Annotated in this window: 20 protein-coding genes; 13 read left to right on the forward strand and 7 right to left on the reverse strand. The window is 42.2% G+C overall.

The genetic code is table 11. The features are described 5' to 3' along the window. Window positions 1-54: 54 nt before the first annotated feature. Window positions 55-1,407 (forward strand): MATE family efflux transporter, encoded by a 1,353-nt coding sequence (locus tag MKZ09_RS04540; RefSeq protein WP_232061141.1) that lies wholly within the window; start codon window positions 55-57, stop codon window positions 1,405-1,407. A 19-nt stretch (window positions 1,408-1,426) separates the two neighbouring features. Beyond that, window positions 1,427-3,757, forward strand: a complete 2,331-nt coding sequence (gshAB, locus tag MKZ09_RS04545) for a bifunctional glutamate--cysteine ligase GshA/glutathione synthetase GshB (RefSeq protein ID WP_076208120.1) — start codon at window positions 1,427-1,429, stop codon at window positions 3,755-3,757. Between the two features lie 79 nt (window positions 3,758-3,836). Here gshAB and MKZ09_RS04550 read toward each other — a convergent pair whose 3' ends face one another. Beyond that, the gene (locus MKZ09_RS04550) at window positions 3,837-4,280 is read right to left on the reverse strand and encodes a hypothetical protein (protein ID WP_036684901.1); all 444 of its coding nucleotides are present in this window, start codon (window positions 4,278-4,280) and stop codon (window positions 3,837-3,839) included. A 185-nt stretch (window positions 4,281-4,465) separates the two neighbouring features. Between MKZ09_RS04550 and MKZ09_RS04555 the strand changes: the two genes are divergently transcribed. Continuing rightward, window positions 4,466-5,020 carry a hypothetical protein gene (locus MKZ09_RS04555; protein ID WP_038568787.1) on the forward strand — a complete coding sequence of 185 codons (555 nt, stop codon included), beginning with the start codon at window positions 4,466-4,468 and terminating at the stop codon, window positions 5,018-5,020. A 118-nt stretch (window positions 5,021-5,138) separates the two neighbouring features. Here the strand turns inward: MKZ09_RS04555 and MKZ09_RS04560 are convergent, their stop codons facing one another. Beyond that, window positions 5,139-6,071: a stalk domain-containing protein gene (locus MKZ09_RS04560; protein WP_218643145.1), complete on the reverse strand. Its 933-nt coding sequence runs from the start codon at window positions 6,069-6,071 to the stop codon at window positions 5,139-5,141. Window positions 6,072-6,271: 200 nt separating this feature from the next. Here MKZ09_RS04560 and MKZ09_RS04565 point away from each other — a divergent pair, with 200 nt between their 5' ends. The 5 genes from MKZ09_RS04565 (at window position 6,272) to MKZ09_RS04585 (ending at window position 10,990) form a co-directional block, all read left to right on the forward strand. Continuing rightward, window positions 6,272-6,925 (forward strand): RNA polymerase sigma factor, encoded by a 654-nt coding sequence (locus tag MKZ09_RS04565; protein ID WP_081394407.1) that lies wholly within the window; start codon window positions 6,272-6,274, stop codon window positions 6,923-6,925. Continuing rightward, window positions 6,912-7,514: a DUF4367 domain-containing protein gene (locus tag MKZ09_RS04570; protein WP_076208118.1), complete on the forward strand. Its 603-nt coding sequence runs from the start codon at window positions 6,912-6,914 to the stop codon at window positions 7,512-7,514. The genes MKZ09_RS04565 and MKZ09_RS04570 overlap by 14 nt, the downstream gene beginning before the upstream one ends. Before the next feature lie 79 nt (window positions 7,515-7,593). After that, on the forward strand, window positions 7,594-8,865 hold the full coding sequence (locus tag MKZ09_RS04575; RefSeq protein WP_076208116.1) for a glycoside hydrolase family 5 protein: 1,272 nt from the start codon (window positions 7,594-7,596) through the stop codon (window positions 8,863-8,865). 84 nt (window positions 8,866-8,949) lie between these two features. Continuing rightward, window positions 8,950-9,597, forward strand: coding sequence for a response regulator transcription factor (locus MKZ09_RS04580; RefSeq protein WP_076208114.1), 648 nt, complete (start codon window positions 8,950-8,952; stop codon window positions 9,595-9,597). Next, window positions 9,581-10,990, forward strand: a complete 1,410-nt coding sequence (locus MKZ09_RS04585; protein ID WP_081394406.1) for a HAMP domain-containing sensor histidine kinase — start codon at window positions 9,581-9,583, stop codon at window positions 10,988-10,990. The genes MKZ09_RS04580 and MKZ09_RS04585 overlap by 17 nt, the downstream gene beginning before the upstream one ends. A gap of 163 nt (window positions 10,991-11,153) precedes the next feature. Here the strand turns inward: MKZ09_RS04585 and MKZ09_RS04590 are convergent, their stop codons facing one another. The 3 genes from MKZ09_RS04590 to MKZ09_RS04600 are packed head-to-tail and all read right to left on the reverse strand — an operon-like array spanning window position 11,154 to window position 14,206. After that, complete coding sequence (locus MKZ09_RS04590) at window positions 11,154-12,293, reverse strand: DHHW family protein (protein WP_076208111.1); 1,140 nt, start codon at window positions 12,291-12,293, stop codon at window positions 11,154-11,156. 20 nt (window positions 12,294-12,313) lie between these two features. Next, window positions 12,314-13,699, reverse strand: a complete 1,386-nt coding sequence (locus MKZ09_RS04595; protein ID WP_076208109.1) for an MBOAT family O-acyltransferase — start codon at window positions 13,697-13,699, stop codon at window positions 12,314-12,316. 6 nt (window positions 13,700-13,705) lie between these two features. Next, window positions 13,706-14,206 (reverse strand): DUF4358 domain-containing protein, encoded by a 501-nt coding sequence (locus MKZ09_RS04600; RefSeq protein WP_036684911.1) that lies wholly within the window; start codon window positions 14,204-14,206, stop codon window positions 13,706-13,708. Between the two features lie 227 nt (window positions 14,207-14,433). On the opposite strand from MKZ09_RS04600, the gene MKZ09_RS04605 reads away from it, so the two are divergent. Both MKZ09_RS04605 and MKZ09_RS04610 read left to right on the forward strand, forming a co-directional pair. Continuing rightward, window positions 14,434-14,871 (forward strand): HEAT repeat domain-containing protein, encoded by a 438-nt coding sequence (locus tag MKZ09_RS04605; RefSeq protein WP_036684913.1) that lies wholly within the window; start codon window positions 14,434-14,436, stop codon window positions 14,869-14,871. A gap of 11 nt (window positions 14,872-14,882) precedes the next feature. Then, the gene (locus MKZ09_RS04610; RefSeq protein WP_076138461.1) at window positions 14,883-15,461 is read left to right on the forward strand and encodes an SMI1/KNR4 family protein; all 579 of its coding nucleotides are present in this window, start codon (window positions 14,883-14,885) and stop codon (window positions 15,459-15,461) included. A gap of 88 nt (window positions 15,462-15,549) precedes the next feature. Here the strand turns inward: MKZ09_RS04610 and mbcS are convergent, their stop codons facing one another. Then, complete coding sequence (gene mbcS, locus MKZ09_RS04615; RefSeq protein ID WP_076208107.1) at window positions 15,550-17,145, reverse strand: acyl-CoA synthetase MbcS; 1,596 nt, start codon at window positions 17,143-17,145, stop codon at window positions 15,550-15,552. Window positions 17,146-17,314: 169 nt separating this feature from the next. Between mbcS and MKZ09_RS04620 the strand changes: the two genes are divergently transcribed. Both MKZ09_RS04620 and MKZ09_RS04625 read left to right on the forward strand, forming a co-directional pair. Further along, complete coding sequence (locus MKZ09_RS04620) at window positions 17,315-17,836, forward strand: GNAT family N-acetyltransferase (RefSeq protein WP_076208105.1); 522 nt, start codon at window positions 17,315-17,317, stop codon at window positions 17,834-17,836. A 186-nt stretch (window positions 17,837-18,022) separates the two neighbouring features. Further along, on the forward strand, window positions 18,023-18,727 hold the full coding sequence (locus tag MKZ09_RS04625) for a hypothetical protein (RefSeq protein ID WP_076138458.1): 705 nt from the start codon (window positions 18,023-18,025) through the stop codon (window positions 18,725-18,727). A gap of 97 nt (window positions 18,728-18,824) precedes the next feature. On the opposite strand, the gene MKZ09_RS04630 is transcribed toward MKZ09_RS04625, so the two are convergent. After that, a complete protein-coding gene (locus tag MKZ09_RS04630; RefSeq protein ID WP_051491363.1) occupies window positions 18,825-18,950 on the reverse strand; it encodes a DUF4023 domain-containing protein in 126 nt (41 codons plus the stop codon). A gap of 168 nt (window positions 18,951-19,118) precedes the next feature. Between MKZ09_RS04630 and MKZ09_RS04635 the strand changes: the two genes are divergently transcribed. Then, window positions 19,119-23,489, forward strand: a complete 4,371-nt coding sequence (locus MKZ09_RS04635; protein ID WP_081394405.1) for an S-layer homology domain-containing protein — start codon at window positions 19,119-19,121, stop codon at window positions 23,487-23,489. Window positions 23,490-23,696: the final 207 nt, after the last annotated feature.

The raw sequence follows: 23,696 nt of genomic DNA on the forward strand, positions 1-23,696 counted from the left end.
AGTGTTTGGTTATATAATAAATCTGAAAATCAGATGAAGAAGGTGTTATTAGATTTGAAGGAATTGCAGGGCATGAATGATTTGACTCAGGGTCCTATTATGCCTACCTTAATGAAATTAACGCTTCCCATTATTGCGACGAATTTCATTTCCACAACCTATGGCCTCGTCGATATGATTTGGGTTGGAAGATTAGGAAGTGGTCCTGTTGCCGCGATTGGCACGGCGAGTTTTTTCATTAATCTAGCGATTGCATTGTCGACTATGATTACGATCGGTACAGGGATTAAGGTTGCGTTTTGTATGGGATCTGGCCAGATAGAGAAGGCTAAATCTTATATGAAAAACGGGTTTATGATGTCTATTTTATTAGGACTTCTCTATATGAGTTTAGTTCTGTTGACCAACAATCAGTTGGTTGGTTTTTTTGATCTTGGAAGTGATGAAGTTGAACGGATGGCACGACAATTTTTAATGATTTCGATCTTCGGGACGGTATTTTCCATCGTAAATACTTTGTTTGCCACACTCTTAAACTCGATGGGAAATAGTAAACAACCGTTTCAGATCTTCTCCGTTGGTCTTATGGTTAATATCGTCCTTGATCCATTTTTAATTTTTGGCTGGGGCAGTTTTGAAGGTTGGGGAGTAGCGGGGGCAGCCACGGCAACATTGACAGCGAACATCTTAGTTACGGCTCTTTTTATCATAAAGACAAGAAAGTCAGAAATCATTTCGAACACATCAGCATGGGACAGTCGTCAAATGAAAGAAGTAATCCGTATGGGACTTCCGATCACAATCCAACGGGTCACCTTTACGCTCATATCGATCGTCATTGCTAAGATCATAGTACGTTTTGGGGCGGATGCGATTGCGGTGCAAAAAGTAGGGATTCAAATTGAATCTATTTCTTATATGACTATTGGAGGACTACAGGGAGCTATTGCTGCCTTTTTTGGACAAAATTATGGAGCACGCCGATTGGACCGTATAGGGCAGGGATATCGTAAGGCTTTGATCTTAACCTCCATCTTTGGCGTGATCATATCGCTTATATTTATTGCGTTCCCGCAGCAGCTATTTTCCTTGTTTTTATCAGATCAGACAAGCCTGGAATTAGGCACTGATTATATGCGCATCATTGGCTACTCACAATTATTTATGTGTATGGAATTGATGACAGTAGGTGCTTTTAACGGCATTGGCCAAACGCATATCCCGCCGATTTTCAGTATTACATTTACTGCACTACGAATTCCACTAGCCTTGATTTTATCCGAACCTTTTGGCCTGAATGGGGTGTGGATGTCGATTGCTCTAAGCAGTGTGTTTAAAGGGGTTATTCTTGTGTTCTGGTTTAGAAGATCTTTATTCAAAATGAACAAACAGCAGATAAACTACTAAGCAAAGGATGATCGTTGAAATGGCTTTATTAAATCGTAAACTCATACAGCTTCTAAGGGATAACCATTTGAATAAGGAGCTTTTTCACGGCGAATTTGGACTGGAAAAAGAAAATGTCAGAGTGGATCCAGAGGGAAGACTGGCGCTGACACCACACCCTAAAGCTTTTGGCAACAAAATGGAGAGCCCGTATATTCAAACCGACTTCTCAGAGAGTCAAATTGAAATGGTCACCCCCTCTTTTGATTCTATTGATGAGACTTATAACTTTCTGGAGGCGTTGCAGGATATTGTGTCGCTTGAGCTCAAGGAAGAATATCTATGGCCAAGTAGTAATCCTCCGAGGTTACCGAATGATCAGGACATCCCCATTGCCAAGATGGGTAATCCAATTGAGGATGAATACAGACATCAGCTAGCAGACAAATACGGTCGCAAAAGACAATTGCTGAGCGGAATCCATTACAATTTCTCTTTTGATGAACAATTTCTGCGACAGCTTCATGACATCGCAGATCCGCAGGTGAGCTTTAAAGAATTCAAAGACGCTACCTACTTAAAAATAGCCCGCAACCTATTGCGGTACCGTTGGCTTCTCATCTATTTAACAGGCGCCAGCCCTGTTTTTGATAAGACATATATGGAACAATGTGTAGCTCGCGGGGAATCAGATGACGACAAAAGCTTTTATTATCAGAATATGAATTCACTGCGGAATAGCGAATGCGGGTATCGAAACGAAAAACCTCTTTATGTATCTTTTGCTTCGTTAAAGGATTATGTTCATGATTTACAAGCTTTGATCGAATCGGAAGAATTATTAAGTGTAAAAGAGTTTTATAGTCCGGTTAGAGTGAAGACAGCAAGAGGCAAACATCCTTTAGAGGAACTGATGCAAGATGGGATAGCTTATTTGGAGCTTCGGTTTATTGATTTGAATCCACTCTACAAAATAGGAATCGGCAAAGAAACGATGATTTTCATTCATCTTTTTATCCTGTATATGCTGCTGAAGGAGGACGAACCGTTCGGAGTAGAGGATCAGAAGCTGGCGAATCTTAATCATGATCAACTAATCATGGAAGGAATAAAGGGATGTTTGCATGATTACGGGGATTCATGTACAACGATGGAGCAGCAGGCATTAACTTGTATTCATGAGATGCAGGATATGATCCAACTGTTGAACCCGGAGAATGAACTGTTTTTGAACGTTTTGCATGGAGCTAAGAATAAAATTGTAGAGCCAGACCGGAGCTTTGCAGCTATTGTGAAGTCGGAAGTTCAGCAATCCTCTTTTGTACAATACCATCTGAATAAAGCTAAACAATATGCTAAGGAAAGTCTTGCGAATGGATACCGTTTTGTGGGATATGAGGATCTGGAGCTATCTACACAGCTTCTTTTGAAGGCAGCGGTTAAACGTGGCATTAAGTTTCAATTGATCGATCGGGAAGAGAACTTTGTAGTTCTTACGCAAGGTGATCATAAAGAATATATTAAGCAAGCTACGAAGACCTCCCTTGATTCTTATAGTACGGTATTAATCATGGAGAATAAGATCGTTACGAAAGAAGTTCTTAAACAGCAAGGCATTCGTGTTCCGGCAGGAGAAGCTTTTCGAAATCTGGAAGAGGCAATGAATGCGCATGGCACTTACCGTAACAAGGCTATTGTGATTAAGCCCAAATCAACCAATTTTGGACTCGGCATTACTATTTTTACAGACGACTTCTCTAAAGAAGATTATCAAAAAGCCTTCGAAATCGCCTTCGGGTTTGATCGAACAGTGCTACTAGAGGAATTCATGACGGGTAAAGAATATCGTTTTCTTGTCATGGGTGATGAAGTAGTCGGAGTATTGCACCGGGTTCCTGCAAATGTGATTGGAGATGGTGTACATACGATTGAACAACTGGTGCACGAGAAGAATAAGGATCCGTTAAGAGGTCGTGGGTACAAGACTCCACTTGAGAAAATTCAGATCGGTGAAGCAGAAGCGATGTTCTTGAACAACCACGCTCAGGCTTGGAGTGATATTCCTCCATTAAACGAAGTCATCTATCTTCGGGAGAACTCTAATATTAGCACGGGTGGTGACAGCCTGGATTTTACGGATGAGATCCCAGATAGTTATAAGGCTCTGGCTATTCAAGCGGCTAAAGCTGCGGGCGCCACTTTTTGTGGAGTGGATATGATGATTGATGACATCAAGGAAGAAGCCAATGCTACCAACTATAGCGTTATTGAGATTAACTTTAATCCAGCGATTCATATTCATTGTTATCCTTATAAAGGGAAGAACCGAAAGGCGGATGAACGGATTCTGGATCTATTATTTGGGGAATAAACAGAAGCTCAACCAGTACCTTTGGTTGAGCTTCTGTTTTTAAAGGGGAAATTCGCTTCCCACCCACTAGATGTTCATGTTAGGAGTTACCCGCAGCTGCAACGCCACTAAAGTTTCTGGCTTGGACATTATTAAAGGGATCTGTTGCAGCTGCATTTGTGAAGATCTCTGCTGTGTACTGAATTTGACCTGTTGCGACAGCCGCTGGTGGTGGAATATCTACTGCTGTAAAACCGAAAGCTTCATTTTCTCTGCTGATCGCAACCCCAAATGTCGTGGTGAAAATGATCGTTCCGTTTCTGCGAACATTAACGGTATTGGTATTGAAAAGAGGATTGTTTTCTACTTTTAGAAATCCGGTCAAAAGTACGCGGACATTGCCCTGATTCTCAGCCGACACGCCTGCGGTCTGAATACCAATATCCCCAAAAACAAGGGGAGTTGCTGCTAGTGGAATAACTGCTGGTGTAGCATCCGAAGCTGCTTGGTTGGATAGTCTTAAATCTACAAACTGAATGGTCATATTATATTCACCTCCTAGAAATAGAATATGATAGAAGGAGAGTTACCTCTTGGATTTGCTATATAATTCATCAGCTACCTACTTGCATGGCTTGATGATCAAGTGTTAAATGAAAGAAGGGTTAGAAGTTTACGGAAAGGCGGGAGCTTATTATCAAACATAGGAATAAGTCTAAAAGGATATTATTGATTTCATTGATGCTGTTGGCAGTAGTTATCATTGGTGCGGTGGTGCTTGGGGAACGCGGGGGAATAATGAGTAAATCCGAGAGCTCTTTCAAAAGTCCTGCTGAACCGTCGCCCCTTATCATTACACATGAGAATAGTACAGATGCTATAGAGAACTATGTCATTCTAAAGACGAGCTGGAATGGAGCGGACTATGATCGGGCTTCCTTTTACTATACGGCTTGGCATAGTGAACCTACGCTTCTAACGGGTCTGCGTCGCTTGAAACCAGGGGAGAAAATGCAGGTCGACTTTGGAGATTACGCACCGAGTGAAGTCACAATAAACATGGCCTATCTAACTGAGAGCTTTGATGAATCGCAGCTTCCAATTGTAGAAGTTCCTGTAACACTCGTCGAAGGGAAATATGAATTTGTGAACCCTCCAGCATCCACCAGTGATATTCCCACTTCGGGTCGCGTCTTCAGTGTTATAGCTAGATGGGGTGAGAACATCTGTGAATATGTCTTCGCCTCAGATGGCAAGTTTGATAACTATGAATATGATTTGTGAGGTTAGTCGAAGATAAGAGATGTTCTAAAGCCGGTCCGGTTTTGGAATATCTCTTTTTAGTGATACTGTCATGACGCAATATCTCGTTGAGCTTCTTGTTGTTTGGATACACTCTAAATTAGAGAATACTCTCTATCATATCCTGCATTTGAGAAGTGGTTAGTCCCTCATCAGAAGAGAGAGAGAAGCTTAAGCCATCTTTTTCCCATACAGCAAGGCTAATTGATCCGCCATTTCCTTTACATGTGATTTGAGAATTATTTACTGTAATTACTTTAGTGCTGTCATATACGTTAGAATTGCCGCTGTTATCTTTGCTACCTGAACTGACGCGGTAGTTGATAGTATTTTTGCTGTCAGAGAAGCTGATTTCAGCTAAATTCCCGCTAATATCCTGAATAAGGCTGATTGTATAACCGGCAGGAGCAGTTGGCACTTCAAAGTTAAAACTGACAGCTTTTTTCAGAGCTTCAATTGTAGTGTGCTCAGTAAGAGGACTAGGAATTTGTGTATTATCAGGCATTTTAGTTTGAATAGATATCTGATGACCATTCATAGTAACTACATCATCTCCGTTGCCCAGTAGAACACGGAACAAACCAAGAGGAACATAAGCAGAGTCTTTAATTATTACTGGAGCTGCTCCTAAAATGAAGGGAGCCGTTGTACCGATTGCTCCTGGAATGCTGGTGGAAGCAATATAAGCATCTTCGCCAATCGTGATTGTGCTATGCATGGTTCCGTCATCCAAAGTGACGGTTTTGTCTTTGTTCCAAGTCACAGTAAAACCAAGTTTCTCGCAAATTTCACGTAGTGGAACCATTACAGCCTTCAGATCAGCGCTCGGGCCCTTTACAACAACATCTACATCAGTCTTTTGCCCATTTACAATAATCTGATATTTGCTGGCCTCCTTTGGTGTGGTTGTAATTAAGCTGTGCTTTGGTGCAGCAGCAGTTAAAGCAATGTTCGAAATATCAGCAGCATTGACGGAGGCGGACATTGTGAGCGTGAGTGCAAATGAGGCACTTGTTAAAAATAGTTTTTTCATGATATAAACCATCCTTTCAAATTTGAATTGCTTCTGGTGACTCTGCTTTATACACAGTTGAACTATAAGAAATGTTGCAAAAACAGAATGAATTTTAATTCTTTTTTTAAAACTCATTAATAATAGATTTAGTTAATGCAACATTTTGGGTTTGTATTTTGTATATGGGATAGAGAGGTTTGGATATAGGAGGAGAAAGGATGTTCGTCTGTCTAGTAGAAGAAACAGTGTGGACAAGACTGCTGAAATACAGGGTCAAAGCTGCCTCATTGTTGCGCCAAGTGACAACATTATTCATCAGTTCAAAGGGGAAGCTTCACTCTAAGGAGTCTCAGAAATCATTTGCTGGAGATTTCGTCGAAGCAGCATACAGAAATGACATTGGGCTTACGCTCAAGCTATATGGGAATTCGATTCTAAGAGTAGCTTATTCCTATATGCATAACATGAGCGATGCAGAGGATATTGTGCAGGATACTCTGCTGCAATTGATGAGGGCCAATCCGTCTTTCGAAAACCCGGAACATGAAAAGGCATGGCTTTTACGTGTGGCCATTAATCTAAGTAAAAACAAGCTGAATTCTGCATGGTTTCGTAAGAACTCGGAACTGACTGAGAATTATCCGGTGGCGGAGTTAACAGAGGATTTAAGCTTTGTTTGGGATGCGGTCAAAATTTTGCCTGAGAAGTATCGTATAGTAATCCATTTGTATTACCAAGAGGAGTATTCAACAGCAGAAATTGCTTCATTACTAGATAAAAAAGAGGCTACTGTCCGTTCTCTTCTACACAGAGCGCGGGGTACGCTGAAAATCAATTTGAAAGGAGCTTACGATTTTGATGAGCAAATATAACGAAATTATGGAGTCAATCCGCCTTACTCCCGCTGATGAAATCCGTATATTGTCCAATGTGTTTGTAGGCCAGCATACCAATAAGGTTGCTGCAAGAATACGGTGGAGAAGATTTAGCGCACTAGCTGCATGTATTGTTCTTATGATCTGTAGCATTGCCATATTGACGAATTTGCAAAAGCCGAATCAGGAATTAGGAGTACAAGGACCAAATAGCATTGTGGAATATAGTACGGTGGAAGAACTGGCCGCCAGCTTGCCTTTCCATTTAAAAATTCCTACCAAACTGCCAAATGGATACCAGTTCGAATCTGCAATTAATCAATTTGGAATGGCACAGGTAGTATACACTAATGGGGCCAATCAGTTGAAATATTTCATGCTAGAAGGTACAGGAGATTCTACAGATTATTTAGGATATTCAGAAACAAAAAAGGTTGGATCTATAATGCTTTACGGAAATGAGAGTGATTATTTAGTGGCAGCTTGGACAGACGGGAAATTCACTTATTCTCTTATGAGCGATAAACCACTGACCGAAATTGAATTAGTTGATATGGCAAATTCTGTTGCTGCGCAGCGAAAATAAAGGTAGGGTTTAGCTGTCCACTAATCCTTGTGACACTCTTGTAACAGAGATTGGCTACGATAGGTTATGAGGTGAGGGAATGAAGAAGTTTAAAGGATTTATCGTATTGATTTTGTTGGCAGTCGTAGGATGCAGTGCAGCAACACCACAAGCAAATCATGAACCGGAGAAGGAGGTAAAGAAAGAGGTCAATGAGAAGATCGCTTTCTGGGATCAACAGCGAAAAGGAACAAATTTCATGAATTCCAAATCTATACCCGAGAATTATGATGCGGCGAAGGAAAATAATATAGAGTTCATTCGACTTGCGCCAGATAAATGGGCAAAAGATAGTGATTTTCTGTTTAACGATCAACCGGATGCTACTCCAGATAAAGACTTTTTAATAGGGAATGCAGATAAATACGAGGGGCTTGTTGAGGATGATTTTACAGCGTTAAAAGCAGACTTGGATGCAGCTGAGGCGCGGGGTTCAAAAGTAGTGCTGACAGCCCTTAGTCTGCCCGGAGATCGGTGGCGGCAGTTTAATAATTATACAAATGATGATCGAATCTGGAAGGATTTCAGTTATCATGAACAAGCGGCAACGTTTTGGAAGGATCTTGCGGAAAGATTAAAAGATCATCCTGCGGTGGTCGGCTATAATCTTATTAATGAGCCACATCCTGAACAAGCTACTGGATTTAATGATTTTTGGACAGAGGATTACAACGAATGGTATAGCTCAGTGGAGAATACTCCGGCGGATTTGAATCTTTTATATGAGACTATTGTGACAGCGATTCGAACCGTAGATACGGAAACCCCTATTATCGTCAATTCTGGTCTGTATGCTACACCATGGGCCTTTAAATATTTGAAACCCATCGATGATGCGAATGTATTATATGCTTTTCATATGTATGAACCCTACGAACTCACCAGCCAAAACAAGAAAAAAGGCTTAACCTATGAATATCCTGGAACGGTTAAAGTAGGTGAGGAGAAGACGGAAAAAGCATTTAATAAGAAAGCTTTAAAGGATTTTCTAGAACCTATCGCACAGTGGGCAGAAAAGAATAACATCCCTGCTAATCGTATTGTCGCTGAAGAATTTGGCACGAACCGGCTTGTAAAAGGTGCAGATCAATACTTGGCTGATTTAATCTCGATTTTTGATGATTACGGCTGGCACTGGGCGTTTTATGCGTTCCGGGAGGATACTTGGGATGGTATGGATTATGAACTTGGCACTGAGCCTCCAACCTGGGAGTATTGGGAAGCGATAGAGAAGGGTGAACAGCCTGATCGAAAGACAGTCGATAACCCGATGTGGAACGTACTGACGAAGGGGCTAGAGAAGTTGCAATAACGTAGCATGAAAATATATGAAAAGGTGAAACCTGTAAAGGATTTCGCCTTTTTCTTCTGATAACTATAGGGAGGAGAATCTACTTTGAATATTTTAATTGCGGATGATGAGAAACACATGACCATTATATTGAAGACTTATTTTGAAAAAGAAGGCTATAACGTTTGGACAGCAGCGGATGGTGAGGAAGCGCTAGAGCTCTTTTTTTCCAATAGGATTGATCTTGTGGTGCTGGATTGGATGATGCCTAAGCGAAGCGGGCTTGAGGTTTGTAATGAAATCAAGAAGGTTAGTTTGGCTAAAGTTGTAATGCTGACCGCAAGGTCTTCCCATGATGATGAATTCAGTGCCTTGGATATAGGGGCAGATGAATATATAAGAAAACCATTCGACCCAAGGATTTTGATGCTTAGAATTAAAAAAATGCTAGGCACTGAAAAAGTGGCTGCGATTAGGGATTTAGAAATCGATTTTGAGCGGAAGAAAGTGTACAAGAATGGGGCCGAACTGGCGTTATATAAAAAAGAATTTGAATTGCTAACCTTCCTGTACGAGCATAAAGGACGCATTTTATCCAGAGATGCCTTATTGTCTGCGGTTTGGGGAATGGATTATCTAGGCGAAGAAAGAACGGTAGATACGCATATTAAGAGGCTGCGCGATAAGATTGGGGCCGACCACGTGATCACGCATAGGGGAATGGGGTACAGCTTCCATGATAAAAATTCATAAAATAAGTACGAAGTTATTGATCATGGTGAGCATTATTTTGCTGATTGTTTTTGGTACGTCTTATTTCCTGCATAACTATTTCTCAGCAGATTATTACCTATACAAAATGAAAACCAAGATCAACAGCATTTATGACGAAGTAAAGGATCTCCGTTTGGATCAACTCATGGAGAATGAAAGCAGGATCGAGAACAATAATAACGTAACGATTGTTAGGGTTGAAAACAGTGGAAGTACAGCAGAAATTAACGAAAATATTCAATTTGCGTTGTTTAAAGATAAGGTGGCACTTAATAAATTTTGGATCACAGATGAGGTATTACAAAAAGTAAAACAAGGCAACGCGGTTAATCTTTTATTTAATCAGGGCAAATTGAAATCGAGTCTGTTAACGAAAATATACGAGCAGGATAGCAGTCTAATCCTCATAGGAACTGTGGTTGTGCACAATACAGATGCCTTGACCCTCGTAAATCAATTCAGCTTTTACTCCATTCTACTGGGGATTATTATCAGTTTGCTGTTAGTGGCTTATTTTTCAAAAAAGATCATTACACCGTTAGAACAATTGCAGGATGTCGCAAAGGATATATCCAATCTCGATTTTAAACAAGTGACGATTCAAACGGGGGATGAAATCGAAGAGCTCTCGAAAAGCATCAATCAGATGAGTCAGCGTCTAAAGAGCACTCATGCCAAATTGGAGGAGAAAAATCAAAGTTTAAATACCCTTATCTCAAGCATTTCACATGAAGTGAAAACACCATTATCCTTAATCCAAGCATATACGATTGGCATTCAGGACGGTCTGGATGATGGCACGTATACGGATATCATTTTGGAGCAAGTGAAGTATACGTCGGATATGGTGGATTATTTAATTAAATTGTCCAAGATCCAGAAGTCAGAAGTGCATAAAGAGCCTTTTGATCTTAAAGAGCTTCTGCTAAAAGTGATCTCACAATATAATATTACGTTAAAAAATAAAAACATAACCTTAATGACCGACTTTCATTCGCTTGAATCCTCTGTCGTTGAAGAAGATATCAGCCAAATCGAGATAGTATTCAACAACTTAATTAGTAATGCCATTAAATATGGTGAAGAGAATTTTTTTGAAATAAAACTACGGAGTGACACTACGCGTACATTAAAATTCACGATCTCCAATAAAACCACTCGCCTGAAAACGGAGCATTTAGCGTATATCTGGGACCCATTCTATGTAATTGAAGAGTCTCGAAATAAAGAAATCTCCGGTACTGGACTTGGCCTGTCCATCGTCGCGGAGATTCTTGGCAAAAATGATCTGAAATACGAGTCCAGATTAGAGGACTCGTATATTAGTTTTAGTATTTGGTTTGAAGTTAAGGAGGGAACTTTGGAACTGTAGGAGCGTTAGCGTTCGCCTGAAAGCTTTCCGAAGGAAAGCTCGCATCGGAAGCATAAGCTGTCTCCGGATGTTATCCGCTGATAGCGGTAAAATCAAAAACATCTGGAGACAACAGCGACCGAAAGTCCAACATTCCCGCACAACACCTTTTCCCTGAGTGGCTTTAATTTAACTTCAATAGCGCCGCATTATCAATAAAAGTAGCCGTATTAAAAAGCAGCAAGACATCCTTGATGTCATTTTGAGCCATATAATCACTGATGTTTCCATTATAATAACGGATGTCGATCACATAGATTTCAGGCACATGCTGAGTCAGGAAAGGAATAACGCTATGTGCATAGGAGTCCTTGATGACGAGCAGCTTTTTCTGTTTGACCGTTGTTGGATCAAGCTGGCTGGTGATTTTCATGAGCGCATGTACGCCCCCTAAGAAATAAGAGTACTTATCTTTTTTCGCCAGATAACTTGAGTCATACATACTTGTTAAAGTCTCACCGGTATCTTCAATGTACATTTGGGTGGATACCTCATGATTAGGTTTGTACAATTGAATGGAATCAGGTGAGACCCCGATAAATTGCCCCCGGGTATGATAGCTTCCGAGAAATGAATTACTCACAGTCTGAATCTGGTATTCGCTCCGGGACAGAGGCTGCCAGCCCATGCTTTGAGCATAGGCTGCATAAGCTAAGTAGGCACCGTAGGTTGTCCAGTGATGGTCGGTGCGATAGTAAATGGGCTCTGCGGCATGTGGGCTAAGCACATCAAATCCATCTATAAAAGTAAGGCTATCCCCTACATCCTTAGCTATTGTTTGATTCACCTCAGCTTGCGAATAGACAGGAGCTAACCAGGGCAGACGTTCCTTGTACAAGCCAACCGATGTAGGTGCGAGTAAGAAAGTGGTGTTTGCATCAGGATTGTTATCGGCAAAGCGTTTCACAGCTGCTGCATATTGCTGAACTTTAGTGTAATCAGGTGCTGCGAATTTTTCGAAAAGATAGCCGTCTTTTCCTTTATAGATTCCGTTATTCTCTTGCTGCAGCCTCATCTGTTCCACCGCCGATTTCACCCATACCCATTTGGGCCGAAATGGAAAATGATCGGTTACAAAGCTTTCGGCCTCTTCCGCATAGGTGTGGGATAATAAATTGTCCCATGTCAGATGGGGGGCCTTTTGCAAATACCGGTTCTCAAGCTCAGAGAAACGCTGAACAGGCAGTAAGAAAAAGAGGATAGCGACCAGAAATAACGTTGCAACAAATCCCCCAACCAGGATTCGATCCGTCTTCTGCTTCATAAACAATCACCCCCTAATGGTTAGAATCGGAAATATAAAAATGGATTAAAGGTTGCATCTACTAAGTAGGCAACAGATAGGAAAAATAACACGCCATACCAAACAAGAGCAGGAACCGATCTAGAATCCATCCGCTTAGAGAGTTTCACAGGTGTAGAGGCAAAGGTTAACACCACGAGTAGAATCGCGTTCGTGTAAGTGAAGTATAAAGTGGTATTATTCCATAACGGCTGTCCATTAAAGCCAAGCATCGCTTGGAAGTAGCCAATGACCAGAGGAAGTTCTTCAAAAGCGAATAAGACCCATCCGATGAGTATAAGTACTACGGCATATAAATGCCTTGTCCAACGGGGGAGACGGCTTAGCAGCTTTAATCCCCACCATTTTTCAAAGATAAGAATGACCCCGAAGTATAATCCCCAGAGCAGAAAATTCCAGCTGGCCCCGTGCCAGATACCCGTGAGCAGCCATACGATGAGGATGTTGCGCACTTGAATGCCTAACCCCCGGCGGTTGCCTCCAAGCGGGATATAGACGTAGTCACGAAACCAACTGCTAAGGGAAATATGCCATCTCCGCCAGAAGTCAGTAATACTCTGAGAGATATAAGGTTTGTTGAAGTTCTCGTTAAAGCGGAAGCCGAACATGAGACCGAGACCAATAGCCATATCCGAATACCCGCTGAAGTCAAAATAGATCTGAAAAGCAAACGCAATAATCCCAAGCCAAGCGGTTAAAGCAGGCAGGGAATCTAAATTGGAGCTGGATATGGTGTGCCAGAGCAGACCGATGTTGTTGGCGAGCAGCACTTTTTTGGCTAATCCGATTATGAATCTCCGTACACCTTCTGCGAACATGGGGATATCGACCGAACGTTCACGTAGTTGCCCGGCAATGGTGTTATATTGAACAATCGGACCTGCTACTAACTGTGGAAACAGCGCTACGAATGTAACAAAATCAATCCAATTGCGTTGTGCTTTCGAAGTTCCTCTATAGACGTCAATAATATAGGACATGGATTGAAAAGTATAAAATGAAATCCCAATAGGTAAAGGTAAATCCGTTAAAGGAATATGTGTACCGAGGAGTTCATTTATATTTTGGATGAGAAAATCTGCGTATTTAAAATACGACAATAAGCCTAGATTAATAATGACGGAACTAACCACAATCCACTTGCGCTGCACCGCAGTCAGCTTTGGTCTGCTGAGCAGTAGACCAAAGCTGTAATCTGTAATGGTGGACAGCAACATGATAACAATGTAGACAGGTTCGCCCCAAGCATAAAAAACCAGGCTGCTTAAAAACAATATGAGGTTTTTGATTCGCCAGGGCGAAACATAATAGAGCGCTAGGACAGCCGGCAGGAATAGGAATAGGAAAAGTAGGCTGCTGAATACCATGGTTATTTATTTTTCTGTGAAGTAAGTATCGAAGTCTGCTACGAGTTTATCTTGATCCGCAGGATCAGCAATAACGAACAGGAAATAGTTACCCTTTTTAATAAGTTTATAGTTCTTGGCATTTTCGTATTGATCAGGCAGATAGGTTTCGAATTGTTTTTGGACATCTGTTGCACGCGCTTTGATGGCATCCTCAACAGTGGTCATATCTTTTACATCTTTAACTTTCAGAACCGCAATTTCGTTAGTCTTCACATTCATCATAGGCATTCTAATGCTATAATCTTCAAGCAATTCTGGGTTGAGATGATATAGCTGTTCAACTGTAGCCGCATCAAGCTCCATTAAAGATGGCTGCTCTACTTTGCTCAGCATTTGATCGACCATTTCTTTTGCAGTCAGATTCGTTTCAATGGCAGCTCCATTGTTACTGTTGTTGCTGGAACAGGCGCCAAGCACCACACTTAGTACAATGGTTAACGCTAGCATGAAGGTATGCTTTTTCAACTTAGGTCACTCTCCTTGATGTATTGTCTGAATTTCTCTAGTTACTAACGTATATAGTCGATAGAATGTTGCGCTGGCTACTTACTCCGGATACTTTACCCATATTTTTGCGGAAATATGATATTCACATGAATTCATGCAAAGATCTTCCTCTCTTAGCTTGCGCAATGGTTGGTTATACTGTTACTGTAAGATAGATAGTTTTTAATAGAAGGGGATTGAACGGAATGATCGAAGAACTGAACAATGAACTACCGGAGAATTATGAGGAATTAAAGAAAGCTGCCAACCGCTCTGCGGATTGGAGAGCGCGTCTAGAAGCAGTTGAAGAGCTGGGACAGACCAACCACAAACAAATTATCGATATCCTGACGCGTTTAATGGAGAGCGATCCTGTATATACAGTTCAAGAAGCTGCTTACCTTAAGCTGAAGGCTTTTGGTGAAGACGTTAAGGTGCCATCGAAGAACAAGCCTGAACTAGTTAAAGGCGTATCCAAGATCCTGCTGAGAATTAAAAAGAGCCTGCCAAGAGATCATTCTTACGAGGACTTCAAAGAGAAGCTGAAGAAGATGAGAGTTGACGTGTACGACGCTTATGAAGGTGAAAAAGGCGCTGACTTCGATACGTGGCTGATGAAGATGTGGACTTCCGCAAATAAGTAAAGGATGACAATATGCACACCAATAAATTGACAGAACAATTCCAAGAATACCTTAAGCTGTCCGCAGAATTACGCCCTGATTATATTGCCAGCTTGGGCAAGGGTGGTAACGAAGCAAAGATTACGGCAGTTTTGCCGGAGACTCCTGAACTGCTGAAAGCTATTTATAGCACTGTCTCAGGGACAAGCAGTGAGGAAGAGGAACCAAGCCTTATCGAATTTATTCCAGGGTACCGCCTGATTCATATGGATGAATATGAAGAGGAGATGAAGGTATTAGCTGGGATATTGGAGGAAAAAGGTCAACATCCTGATGGAGTTATCTTGCCTATCTTAACGAACTATGGCAGTGATTTCATTTGTTATTATAAGTCTGCCGATGGTGTGGAACAGGTATGTGACCTGCTCCATGATTTCGGCGATTTAATCGTGATGTATGATTCGCCCGATAAATTCTTGGAGACCTTATGCGAGTTCTACAAGCAGGAGGTTTATTTCCTGGATGAAGAGGGCTACCTCGATTGCGATTTAGTATTAGAAGGTGAAGTTGGCGCGTCGCTGAACCCGGATGCGAAATATTGGTCCGAGTAACGACCTGATGCCAAATAAACAAGAGCAGCAGTCCATTTATGGACTAGCTGCTCTTTGTTTTTTAATAAGGTAATCTTTATGGCTATGTTTATTCCTGCGCAGCTTGGTTCTCCTGTTCACGAAGCTCTACTCGCCGTATTTTACCGGAGGTCGTCTTCGGAAGATCCTGAATAAACTCGATTTTGCGCGGATATTTATAAGGGGCTGTCCACTCTTTAACATGGGATTGCAGCTCTTTTACAAGCTCTGGTGAACCAACAATCTCATCCTTGAGTACGATAAATGCTTTAACAATGTGCCCACGGATCTCGTCTGGACTGGCTACGACCGCACATTCCTTAACGGAGGCATGCTTCATCAATGCTTCTTCTACCTCGAAAGGACCGATAGTGTAACCTGAGCTAATGATAATGTCATCCCCACGACCCTCGAACCAGAAATAACCATCTTCATCTTTTTTTGCCCGGTCGCCGGTTATGAAGAATTCGCCGTGTGTGGAGCTTTCTTTTCTACCGGGATCTTTGTAATAAGTGTGGAACAGAGCTGGCATACTCAAATGTACGGCAATATCACCAACCACTCCAGCAGGTAGTGGCTTGCCGTCTTCGTCCACAACCTCGACTAAGCCGGGTGCGATTGATTTACCCATAGAACCAATGCGTATTGGAGTATCTTTGAGTGTTCCGATAATTAGGGTGCTCTCCGTCTGGCCGTACCCATCACGGATTGTGATATCGAATTCACGCTGAAAGGTGTTAATGACCTCTTGATTTAATGGCTCTCCGGCAGATACTGCACAACGCAGGGTAGACAAGTCGTAACGACCTAAGTCTTCTGTTTTAGCCATTAGACGATATTCTGTTGGGGTGCAGCATAATACTTGAATTTTGTGATCCTGCAATAGCTGCAAATATTTTTTGGGATGAAAGGATCCACTATATACAAAACCTGTAGCTCCGTTGCCAAGAACGGTTAAGAAGGGACTCCAGATCCACTTTTGCCAGCCGGGAGCTGCTGTTGCCCAGACGGTGTCAGATCCTTGAATATCCAGCCATTGAGGTGAGGTGATCCGCAAGTGAGCATAACCCCAGCCATGACTATGAACGACCGCTTTAGGGTTGCCGGTAGTACCTGAGGTGTAGGCGAGAATAGCCATATCATCCCGGCGGCTTGCGACAGCTGTGAAGGTATCTGGTTGTCCAACCATCAGATCTTCTAGATCCAGCCAGCCTTCACCGAGTTCGTCTGAGCTGCCAGATACGGAAAGACGGTAATCGAGAGCAGGAAGATCCTCTGAGATTTTATTCACTTCCCCGGTTACTTCGGACCAAGCAATAACCGCTTTGGCTTCAGAATGGCGCAGGCGGTAGGATAAATCTTTGGCACGCAGCATTTCTGAGGATGGAATGATGGCAAGTCCTTGTTTCAGACAAGCTAAATAGATGACATAAGCGATGATGCGGCGTGGAACCATAACAAGAACACGATCCCCTTGTTGCAGCCCAAGCTTCGCAAGTCCTCCGGCCAGCCGGTTAGCTTGTTTGCGTAATTCGCCGTAAGTAATTTCCTCATAATCTCCTTGCTCATTTAACCACTTAAGCGCAATCTTCTCAGGAGCATGGGTTTCCATTTCCAAAGTGAGATTGTAGAACTCAGGTGCGATCCATTGCTGATTATCCAATATGAACCTCTCCTATATCAAACAAGATGTGTATAACTGTTCTATTTAGTATATCACGTTATCCTAGTACCAGGTACTAGTACCTTGAGTTCTTAATGAATTTCGGGTTAAGATAATATGTGTAAGGTATACTTATAATAGACCACAAATCCAGAAAGTGAGAACTTATGTTATGAATCACACAACTTTTGATGAAATATTCGCTATTATGGAAGCCTCATTTCCTACTTCTGAGATCAGAACCTTTGAGGGACAACAGGAGTTATTGGAAGTCCCAGATTATCGTCTCATTACCGAGATGAACTCTGAGGGTGAAATTGTTGCTTTTATGGCCTGCTGGGAGTTTCCCGGCTTTCGTTTTGTAGAACATATAGCAGTCGACCCGGGCATCAGAGGTGGAGGAATCGGCAAAAAGCTGATGACTGAATACATCAGTCTATCTAACAAGCCTGTCCTTTTGGAAGTTGAGCGGCCACTGGGTGAAATGGAGCAGCGGAGAATTGGCTTTTATGAGCGGCTGGGCTTTCATTTGAACCCTTACGATTATGTGCAGCCTCCTTTGCGTGAAGGAAATGAAGACTTACCACTCTTAATTATGACTTACCCTAACCCTGTTGATGAAGAAGAATTCCAACTTTATAGAGAAATTTTATATTCGGAAGTGTATAAGGTTACAACTCCGTATCAAGGTTAAAGCTCTCAGCAATCCGTTAAATCCTTATGGGATAAGCGGGTTGCTGTTTTTTTTATACAAACCAGAGCTCCAGATGAATAGTTTCTTTACAAATTGGGTACAAGTTAAATACAACTTAGAGACATATTCTTTTAAAACTTGAGCTAAAGTAAAAACCGAGATTGATCTTCTAAGGAGGCATAACATATGAAAAGTAAAAAGATTATTATAGCAACGATGGTATTTGGGATGGCAATCACAGGTTCGGCTGGTGTGTACGCAGGAACTAAGCTGCAAAAAATCACCGCATACCTCAATCACAGCATTGGATTTAAAGTGAATGGTGCAGCTTATACACCTGTTGATAATAAAGGTAACACATTAGCTCCGATTACTTATAACAATACAACCTACCTTCCTGTACGCGCCTTGGCTGACGTATTGAAGGTGCCAGTGACTTTTGATGCAGTGGCGAATCAGGTCATTCTGGGTACTGGAACTGTGGTGCCGGATAAAGATGCATTAACACCAGTACAGTACAGCAACGCTCAAAAAGAACAAATTTCTAAAGCTTTCGCAAATTTCGATGGGTTTAAGACGGTTTATGCACCAGCACAAATGGTGAGTGGAGATGCTTTTCAAAAAGCAGCTAGCTCTGAAGATGGAGTGTACTTTTTGTTCAACCATATGAGGGTGAACGTTTCTCCACGTGACTACTCCTATGATTACAAAGGCGATACCATAAAGCTTTCCAATGGTACAGAAGCTAAGTGGTACAGCCCTACCAGCGATTCATTGTTTTTGACCTATAAACTGGATGATCGTTTTGTGACGATTAGTTCTCCAGACAAGGCTTTGAGCAAGGCGCAATTAGAGAAGGTAGCCGTGAATGTGGTGAAATGGAGTAAATAACTCCTTTGAAAGCAAGCTCAATATACAAAAAGTAAAGCAGCAAGTCACTCCGATCCGGGAGGGCTTGCTGCTTTTTTTGTTTTCGTGTAGGCGTGTTCTATTTACTGTGCTGTTTATTAGGCAGCTTTTGGCTTGGTGTTCCTTTACCGTGATTCTGTTTGTTCTTTTCTGCTTTCTTCTGGGTGTCGTGTACTTTGTCTACAAAAGCTTGAGTATCGTCCATGTTTGTCCTCCTTGATCATAACCTTGCCGTTACTGTAACCACTTTTGCCTGATTAAATACACAAGCCGTTTTTACAAACTAGTGGATCAATCCGTACATTGTGAAAATATTTAGTAGTTACTATGAATGGATGCAAGCATTTCATAATAACAGTAAGGGAGACTGATTATGAACAGGTTATTAAAACAAGCAGTATCCATGACACTAGCCTTCGTTATGGTACTGGGACTTACATTTACAGGAATGCCAGCTTTTGCAGAAGACAGCAATGAGGATGCTGGATTACTGCAATTACAAACGCTAGAGCCAATTACACTACTGGCGGGCAATTCTACATGGAAATATCTAGATAACGGAACGGATCAAGGTTCGGTATGGCGGTCTGTTTACGATGATTCTACATGGGCATCAGGCCAAGCGCCGCTTGGTTATAAAGATTCTGGGGCCGGAGTCAGCAGCAAGCAATTTGGTGCTCTGAATACAAATATAAGCTACGGCTCGGATAAAAAGAAGAAATATCGTACTTCCTATTTCCGGACAAATGTAACTGTGAATAAGGAAGAGATTACGAAATCGGATAAAGTATTAGGTAATTTTGCATTTGATGACGGAGTTGTGCTGTATCTGAATGGTGCAGAAATCTACCGCGAGGCTATGCCTGCTGGTGAAATCGACTATCAGACACTTAGTACAACTAATGGCAGTGATCCAAATGAGTATACAAAGGTTGACCTAACGGAAATCGTAAAAGCCAATCTGAAGGATGGAAGTAATGAGCTTTCAGCTGAAGTTCACCAGACGGGCGACACTAGCTCTGACCTTTATTGGGATATGAGCCTGATTGCTTATCCTGTAGTGGAGACAGTAGAACCTGGAGTTGGGAAGCCTGATTCTATCGCAATTACTTTTAATGGCAACCCGCAGACTAGTATGGGATTCAACTGGTATGCACCTGAAAGTGTGACTGGCACCAAACTGGAAGTAGTAGAAGCTTCTAAATTGGAGAATGGCCAGTTTCCAGCGGCAGGAGCTCAATTGTATGAAGGAACATCCGTTACAACTAGTGTGTACATGACAAAAGCGGATAAATCTGCTAAAAAACCAGTTGTGCTAACCAGCCATAAGGTAATAGCGGATCATCTGCAGCCGGGAACGGAATATGCTTACCGTGCTGGGGATGGACAAGCTGATAATTGGAGCGACGTAGGAACTTTTAAAACAGAAAGCTCCAGTAATCAGGCTTATAAATTCTTATACACAACGGATTCCCAAGGAACAACTGAAGAAGATTTTGATATCTGGAATCATACCCTTCAAGAAGGATTAGCTAAATTCCCGGAAAGTGAGTTTATCCTGAATTCTGGTGATTTAGTGGATAACGGTGATATTGAGGAGCAATGGGGATGGTTTTTCAATAAGCCTAAGGATATTTTAGCGAATATTCCGTTGGTTCCTTTGGTAGGCAACCATGAAAGTAAAAATTACAGCAATTATAGCGCTCATTTTAATTTGCCGAATGTTTCGAATACAGGTGCAAAACCTGATGGTTCTGTATATTCTTTTGACTACGGTTCAGCGCACTTTATGGTAATTAATACAGAATATTATGGTGCAAGCTCGAATCTTGAGAATAACGAAATTTACAATAAACAAGTGGAGTGGCTTCGTAGCGAAGCGGCAAAAAGCAATCAGAAATGGAAGGTTGTGCTTCTGCATAAATCTCCTTATTCCGTTGCGAATCACACCAATGATACAGATGTACTCTTTTACAGAGCGCAATTAACGAAGGTGTTTGATGAGCTTGGTATCGACATGGTAATTGGCGGGCATGACCACACCTTTGCTAGAAGTTATCAGATGTACAACAACAAGCCATTGACGGATATTATTCCGGACTCAAACGGAGTAGTAACTGATCCTAAGGGTACTTTATACCTGATTACAAATGCAGCGGGCAATAAGAAATACAACGTAGCTTCAGGAACATTCCCTTTTGCAGCTAAATACGGACAGCCTGGCAAGGAAATGTTCACGGGGATGACGGTAACGAATGATGAGCTTTCTTACGAAGCCTACACCACAACAACTGGTGGTTCTACAGACTTGTATGATAACTACAGCATTCATAAATCGGAAGTAGCAGTTAAACCTGTGCAAAATGCAAAGGCTACTGCAGCAGATGGTGGTAAAATAACGTTGACTTGGGATGCGCCTGCTTCCGGTGCACCAGTGTCTGGATATCGTATTTATGAGCAAAATGATCTGGTATCCGCAAATTGGACGGCCAGTGTTCCTAATGAAGAAGGTAAAACTTCTTATACTTACACTGTAGAAAATACTAATCCAAACCAAACCTATCAATTTGTTATCAAAGCTGTAAGTGAAAGAACAAATTCAGAAGCTGCTATCGCTTCAACGGATTCGATTAAAAAGGTTACAGTTACCTTTAATGGCGACCCAGTGAGTGCAAAAGGCTTCACTTGGTACACAGCGTTGAAGTCTACTGGAAACGATCTGCAGGTTGTAGAAAATACGGGCGTTACTCCAGACTTTGCTAAGGCTGCTGAGTTTACAGGACGTTCGGCGGTTTCCAGAAATTCAAAAGATGAATTAGTTCATAAAGCGGAAGCCTCTGGCCTGAAAGCTGATACAAAATACTACTTCCGTGTAGGTGATAAAGGACTAGGCCTGTGGAGTGCAGTGGGAACTTTTGAAACTGCCGCTAAGACAGGAGCATTTACTTTCATCGATTTGGCTGATACACAGGCTAAGACCGAAGATGAAGCGATTCTTTCCGGTGAAACGATGGCAAAAGCACTTACGACGTTCCCGAATGCTGAGTTTGTGGCGATTAACGGAGATATCGTAGATACCGGAACCAATGAATCACAGTGGAATTGGCTGCTTGGTCATTCACAAGATACCCTGCTTAACACGACCATCGTGCCTGTTGCGGGGAATCATGAGGATAAGGCAAATGCCTTCTATGAGCACTACAATATTAAGGAAGCACCGGGCTCTGCAACAGAAACTGGAGCATATTATTCCTATGACTACAGCAATGCTCACTTTGTAGTCCTGAATACAAATGAAAATTCCGATGAATTTGCTAACTTCAGCCAAGCACAGTTGGATTGGATGAAGGCTGACGTAAAAGCAGCGAAAGCTGCTGGAGCGAAATGGATTATCGTAGCTATGCATAAAGGTCCATACACAACCTCTAACCATGCTACCGACAAAGACATTATGGGTACAAATGGAGAAAGAGCGAAGGTTGCTCCAATGATGGCTGAACTGGGCATTGATTTAGTTCTTCAAGGCCACGACCATATTTATGCGCGGACCAAGCCAATTAAAGCTGATGGAACTGCGGCAGACACAGTGAAGATCAAGGAAAGCTTCAATGGTCAAACTGTAGAGTACACAGTAAATCCAGATGGAACAATCTATTTGATCCCAGCTACAGCGGGAGCGAAGGTCTATTACAAGAACATGAAACCAGAATTGGGAGATGCGTATTATAATCTCTTCGAAGTAGCAAATGAGAATACAGCAGCTAAATACGGACCGGACCCAAGTGATGCTACGCGTCCAAAACGCGGTCAAGTTCAGACCTTTGTAGGTATTACTGTAGATGCTGGCAAATTAACAGCTGTATCTTATGAGATCGATCAGAATATTAATGATGCTAAACCATATGTTCTGGAAGAGTTCGGTATTATTAAGGAGTCAGATCCTGAAGTAAACCCAACACCAGAACCTACAACAACGCCGACAACGGAACCGACGACAGCACCAACAACGGAACCGACAACAGCGCCAACGACAGCACCAACAACGGAACCGACAACAGCGCCAACGACAGCACCAACAACAGGATCATCAACAGGACCAGTGACAACAACAAAACCAACAGCAACACCAACGCCAACAGTAGCACCAACAGCTACACCAGCACCAACAACGGTGCCTACACCATCTGCAACGCCAGTAGTCAAACCATCATTGACGGATACCGGCAGCCATTGGGCAGCAGCGGCTATTGAGAAGGCAGTAGCAGGAGGCTTCGTTAGCGGTTATCCGGATAATACTTTCCGTCCTAATCAGAAAGTAAATCGGGTTGAATTTATCACTATGCTGGCTCGTGCACTGCAATTGCCGGACAGTGGTAGCACTTCAAGCTTTAAGGATTCAGCGAAGATTCCGGCATGGGCTAAGTTCTTTGTAGCTCAGGCAGTAGCTTTGCAAATTATCAGCGGCTATGACGATGGTACCTTCCGTCCTACGCAGGAGCTTACTCGTACAGAATTGGCAGTTATGGTTGTTAGGGCTCTGGGCATTACAGTAGATCCAAAAGCGACCTTAACCTTCAATGATGCTAAGGATGTACCCGCATGGGCAGTGCCATATATTGCGGCAGCAGCAGAAGCGGGCATTGTGAATGGCATAGGACAAAACCGTTTCGCACCTAACCAGGTAGCGTCCCGGGCCGAAGCAGTAACAATCATTCTGAACCTGCTGGAGAAGCAAGGAAAGTAACTAAATCGGATCGTTTGAAAAAAGATTGCCTCAAGGTCATCGTTGATGACGGAGAGGCAATCTTTTTTTCGTAGCTGGGTAGTGTGAGGGAGGCGGCGATACGGTGGTGTGGCGGAAATGAGAGGTAAAAGTGCCTCTGATTTGAGCGAATACGGAGGATTGGCGTGAAAGAGAGGCAAAAGTGCCTTTGAAATGAGCGAATGCGGC

The sequence above is a fragment of the Paenibacillus sp. FSL R5-0908 genome (assembly GCF_038006245.1).
Taxonomy (GTDB): Bacteria; Bacillota; Bacilli; order Paenibacillales; family Paenibacillaceae; genus Paenibacillus_AQ; species Paenibacillus_AQ odorifer.

Excerpts from the sequence above, each read along its gene's own strand:
- MKZ09_RS04625 (WP_076138458.1), top strand. The coding sequence starts at position 18,023 with ATGAAAAGTAAAAAGATTATTATAGCAACGATGGTATTTGGGATGGCA.
- MKZ09_RS04620 (WP_076208105.1), top strand. The coding sequence starts at position 17,315 with ATGAATCACACAACTTTTGATGAAATATTCGCTATTATGGAAGCCTCA.
- MKZ09_RS04595 (WP_076208109.1), bottom strand. The coding sequence starts at position 13,699 with ATGGTATTCAGCAGCCTACTTTTCCTATTCCTATTCCTGCCGGCTGTC.
- MKZ09_RS04610 (WP_076138461.1), top strand. The coding sequence starts at position 14,883 with ATGCACACCAATAAATTGACAGAACAATTCCAAGAATACCTTAAGCTG.
- MKZ09_RS04565 (WP_081394407.1), top strand. The coding sequence starts at position 6,272 with ATGTTCGTCTGTCTAGTAGAAGAAACAGTGTGGACAAGACTGCTGAAA.
- MKZ09_RS04550 (WP_036684901.1), bottom strand. The coding sequence starts at position 4,280 with ATGACCATTCAGTTTGTAGATTTAAGACTATCCAACCAAGCAGCTTCG.
- MKZ09_RS04605 (WP_036684913.1), top strand. The coding sequence starts at position 14,434 with ATGATCGAAGAACTGAACAATGAACTACCGGAGAATTATGAGGAATTA.
- MKZ09_RS04570 (WP_076208118.1), top strand. The coding sequence starts at position 6,912 with ATGAGCAAATATAACGAAATTATGGAGTCAATCCGCCTTACTCCCGCT.
- MKZ09_RS04575 (WP_076208116.1), top strand. The coding sequence starts at position 7,594 with ATGAAGAAGTTTAAAGGATTTATCGTATTGATTTTGTTGGCAGTCGTA.
- MKZ09_RS04630 (WP_051491363.1), bottom strand. The coding sequence starts at position 18,950 with ATGGACGATACTCAAGCTTTTGTAGACAAAGTACACGACACCCAGAAG.
- gshAB (WP_076208120.1), top strand. The coding sequence starts at position 1,427 with ATGGCTTTATTAAATCGTAAACTCATACAGCTTCTAAGGGATAACCAT.
- MKZ09_RS04590 (WP_076208111.1), bottom strand. The coding sequence starts at position 12,293 with ATGAAGCAGAAGACGGATCGAATCCTGGTTGGGGGATTTGTTGCAACG.
- MKZ09_RS04560 (WP_218643145.1), bottom strand. The coding sequence starts at position 6,071 with ATGAAAAAACTATTTTTAACAAGTGCCTCATTTGCACTCACGCTCACA.
- MKZ09_RS04585 (WP_081394406.1), top strand. The coding sequence starts at position 9,581 with ATGATAAAAATTCATAAAATAAGTACGAAGTTATTGATCATGGTGAGC.
- MKZ09_RS04635 (WP_081394405.1), top strand. The coding sequence starts at position 19,119 with ATGAACAGGTTATTAAAACAAGCAGTATCCATGACACTAGCCTTCGTT.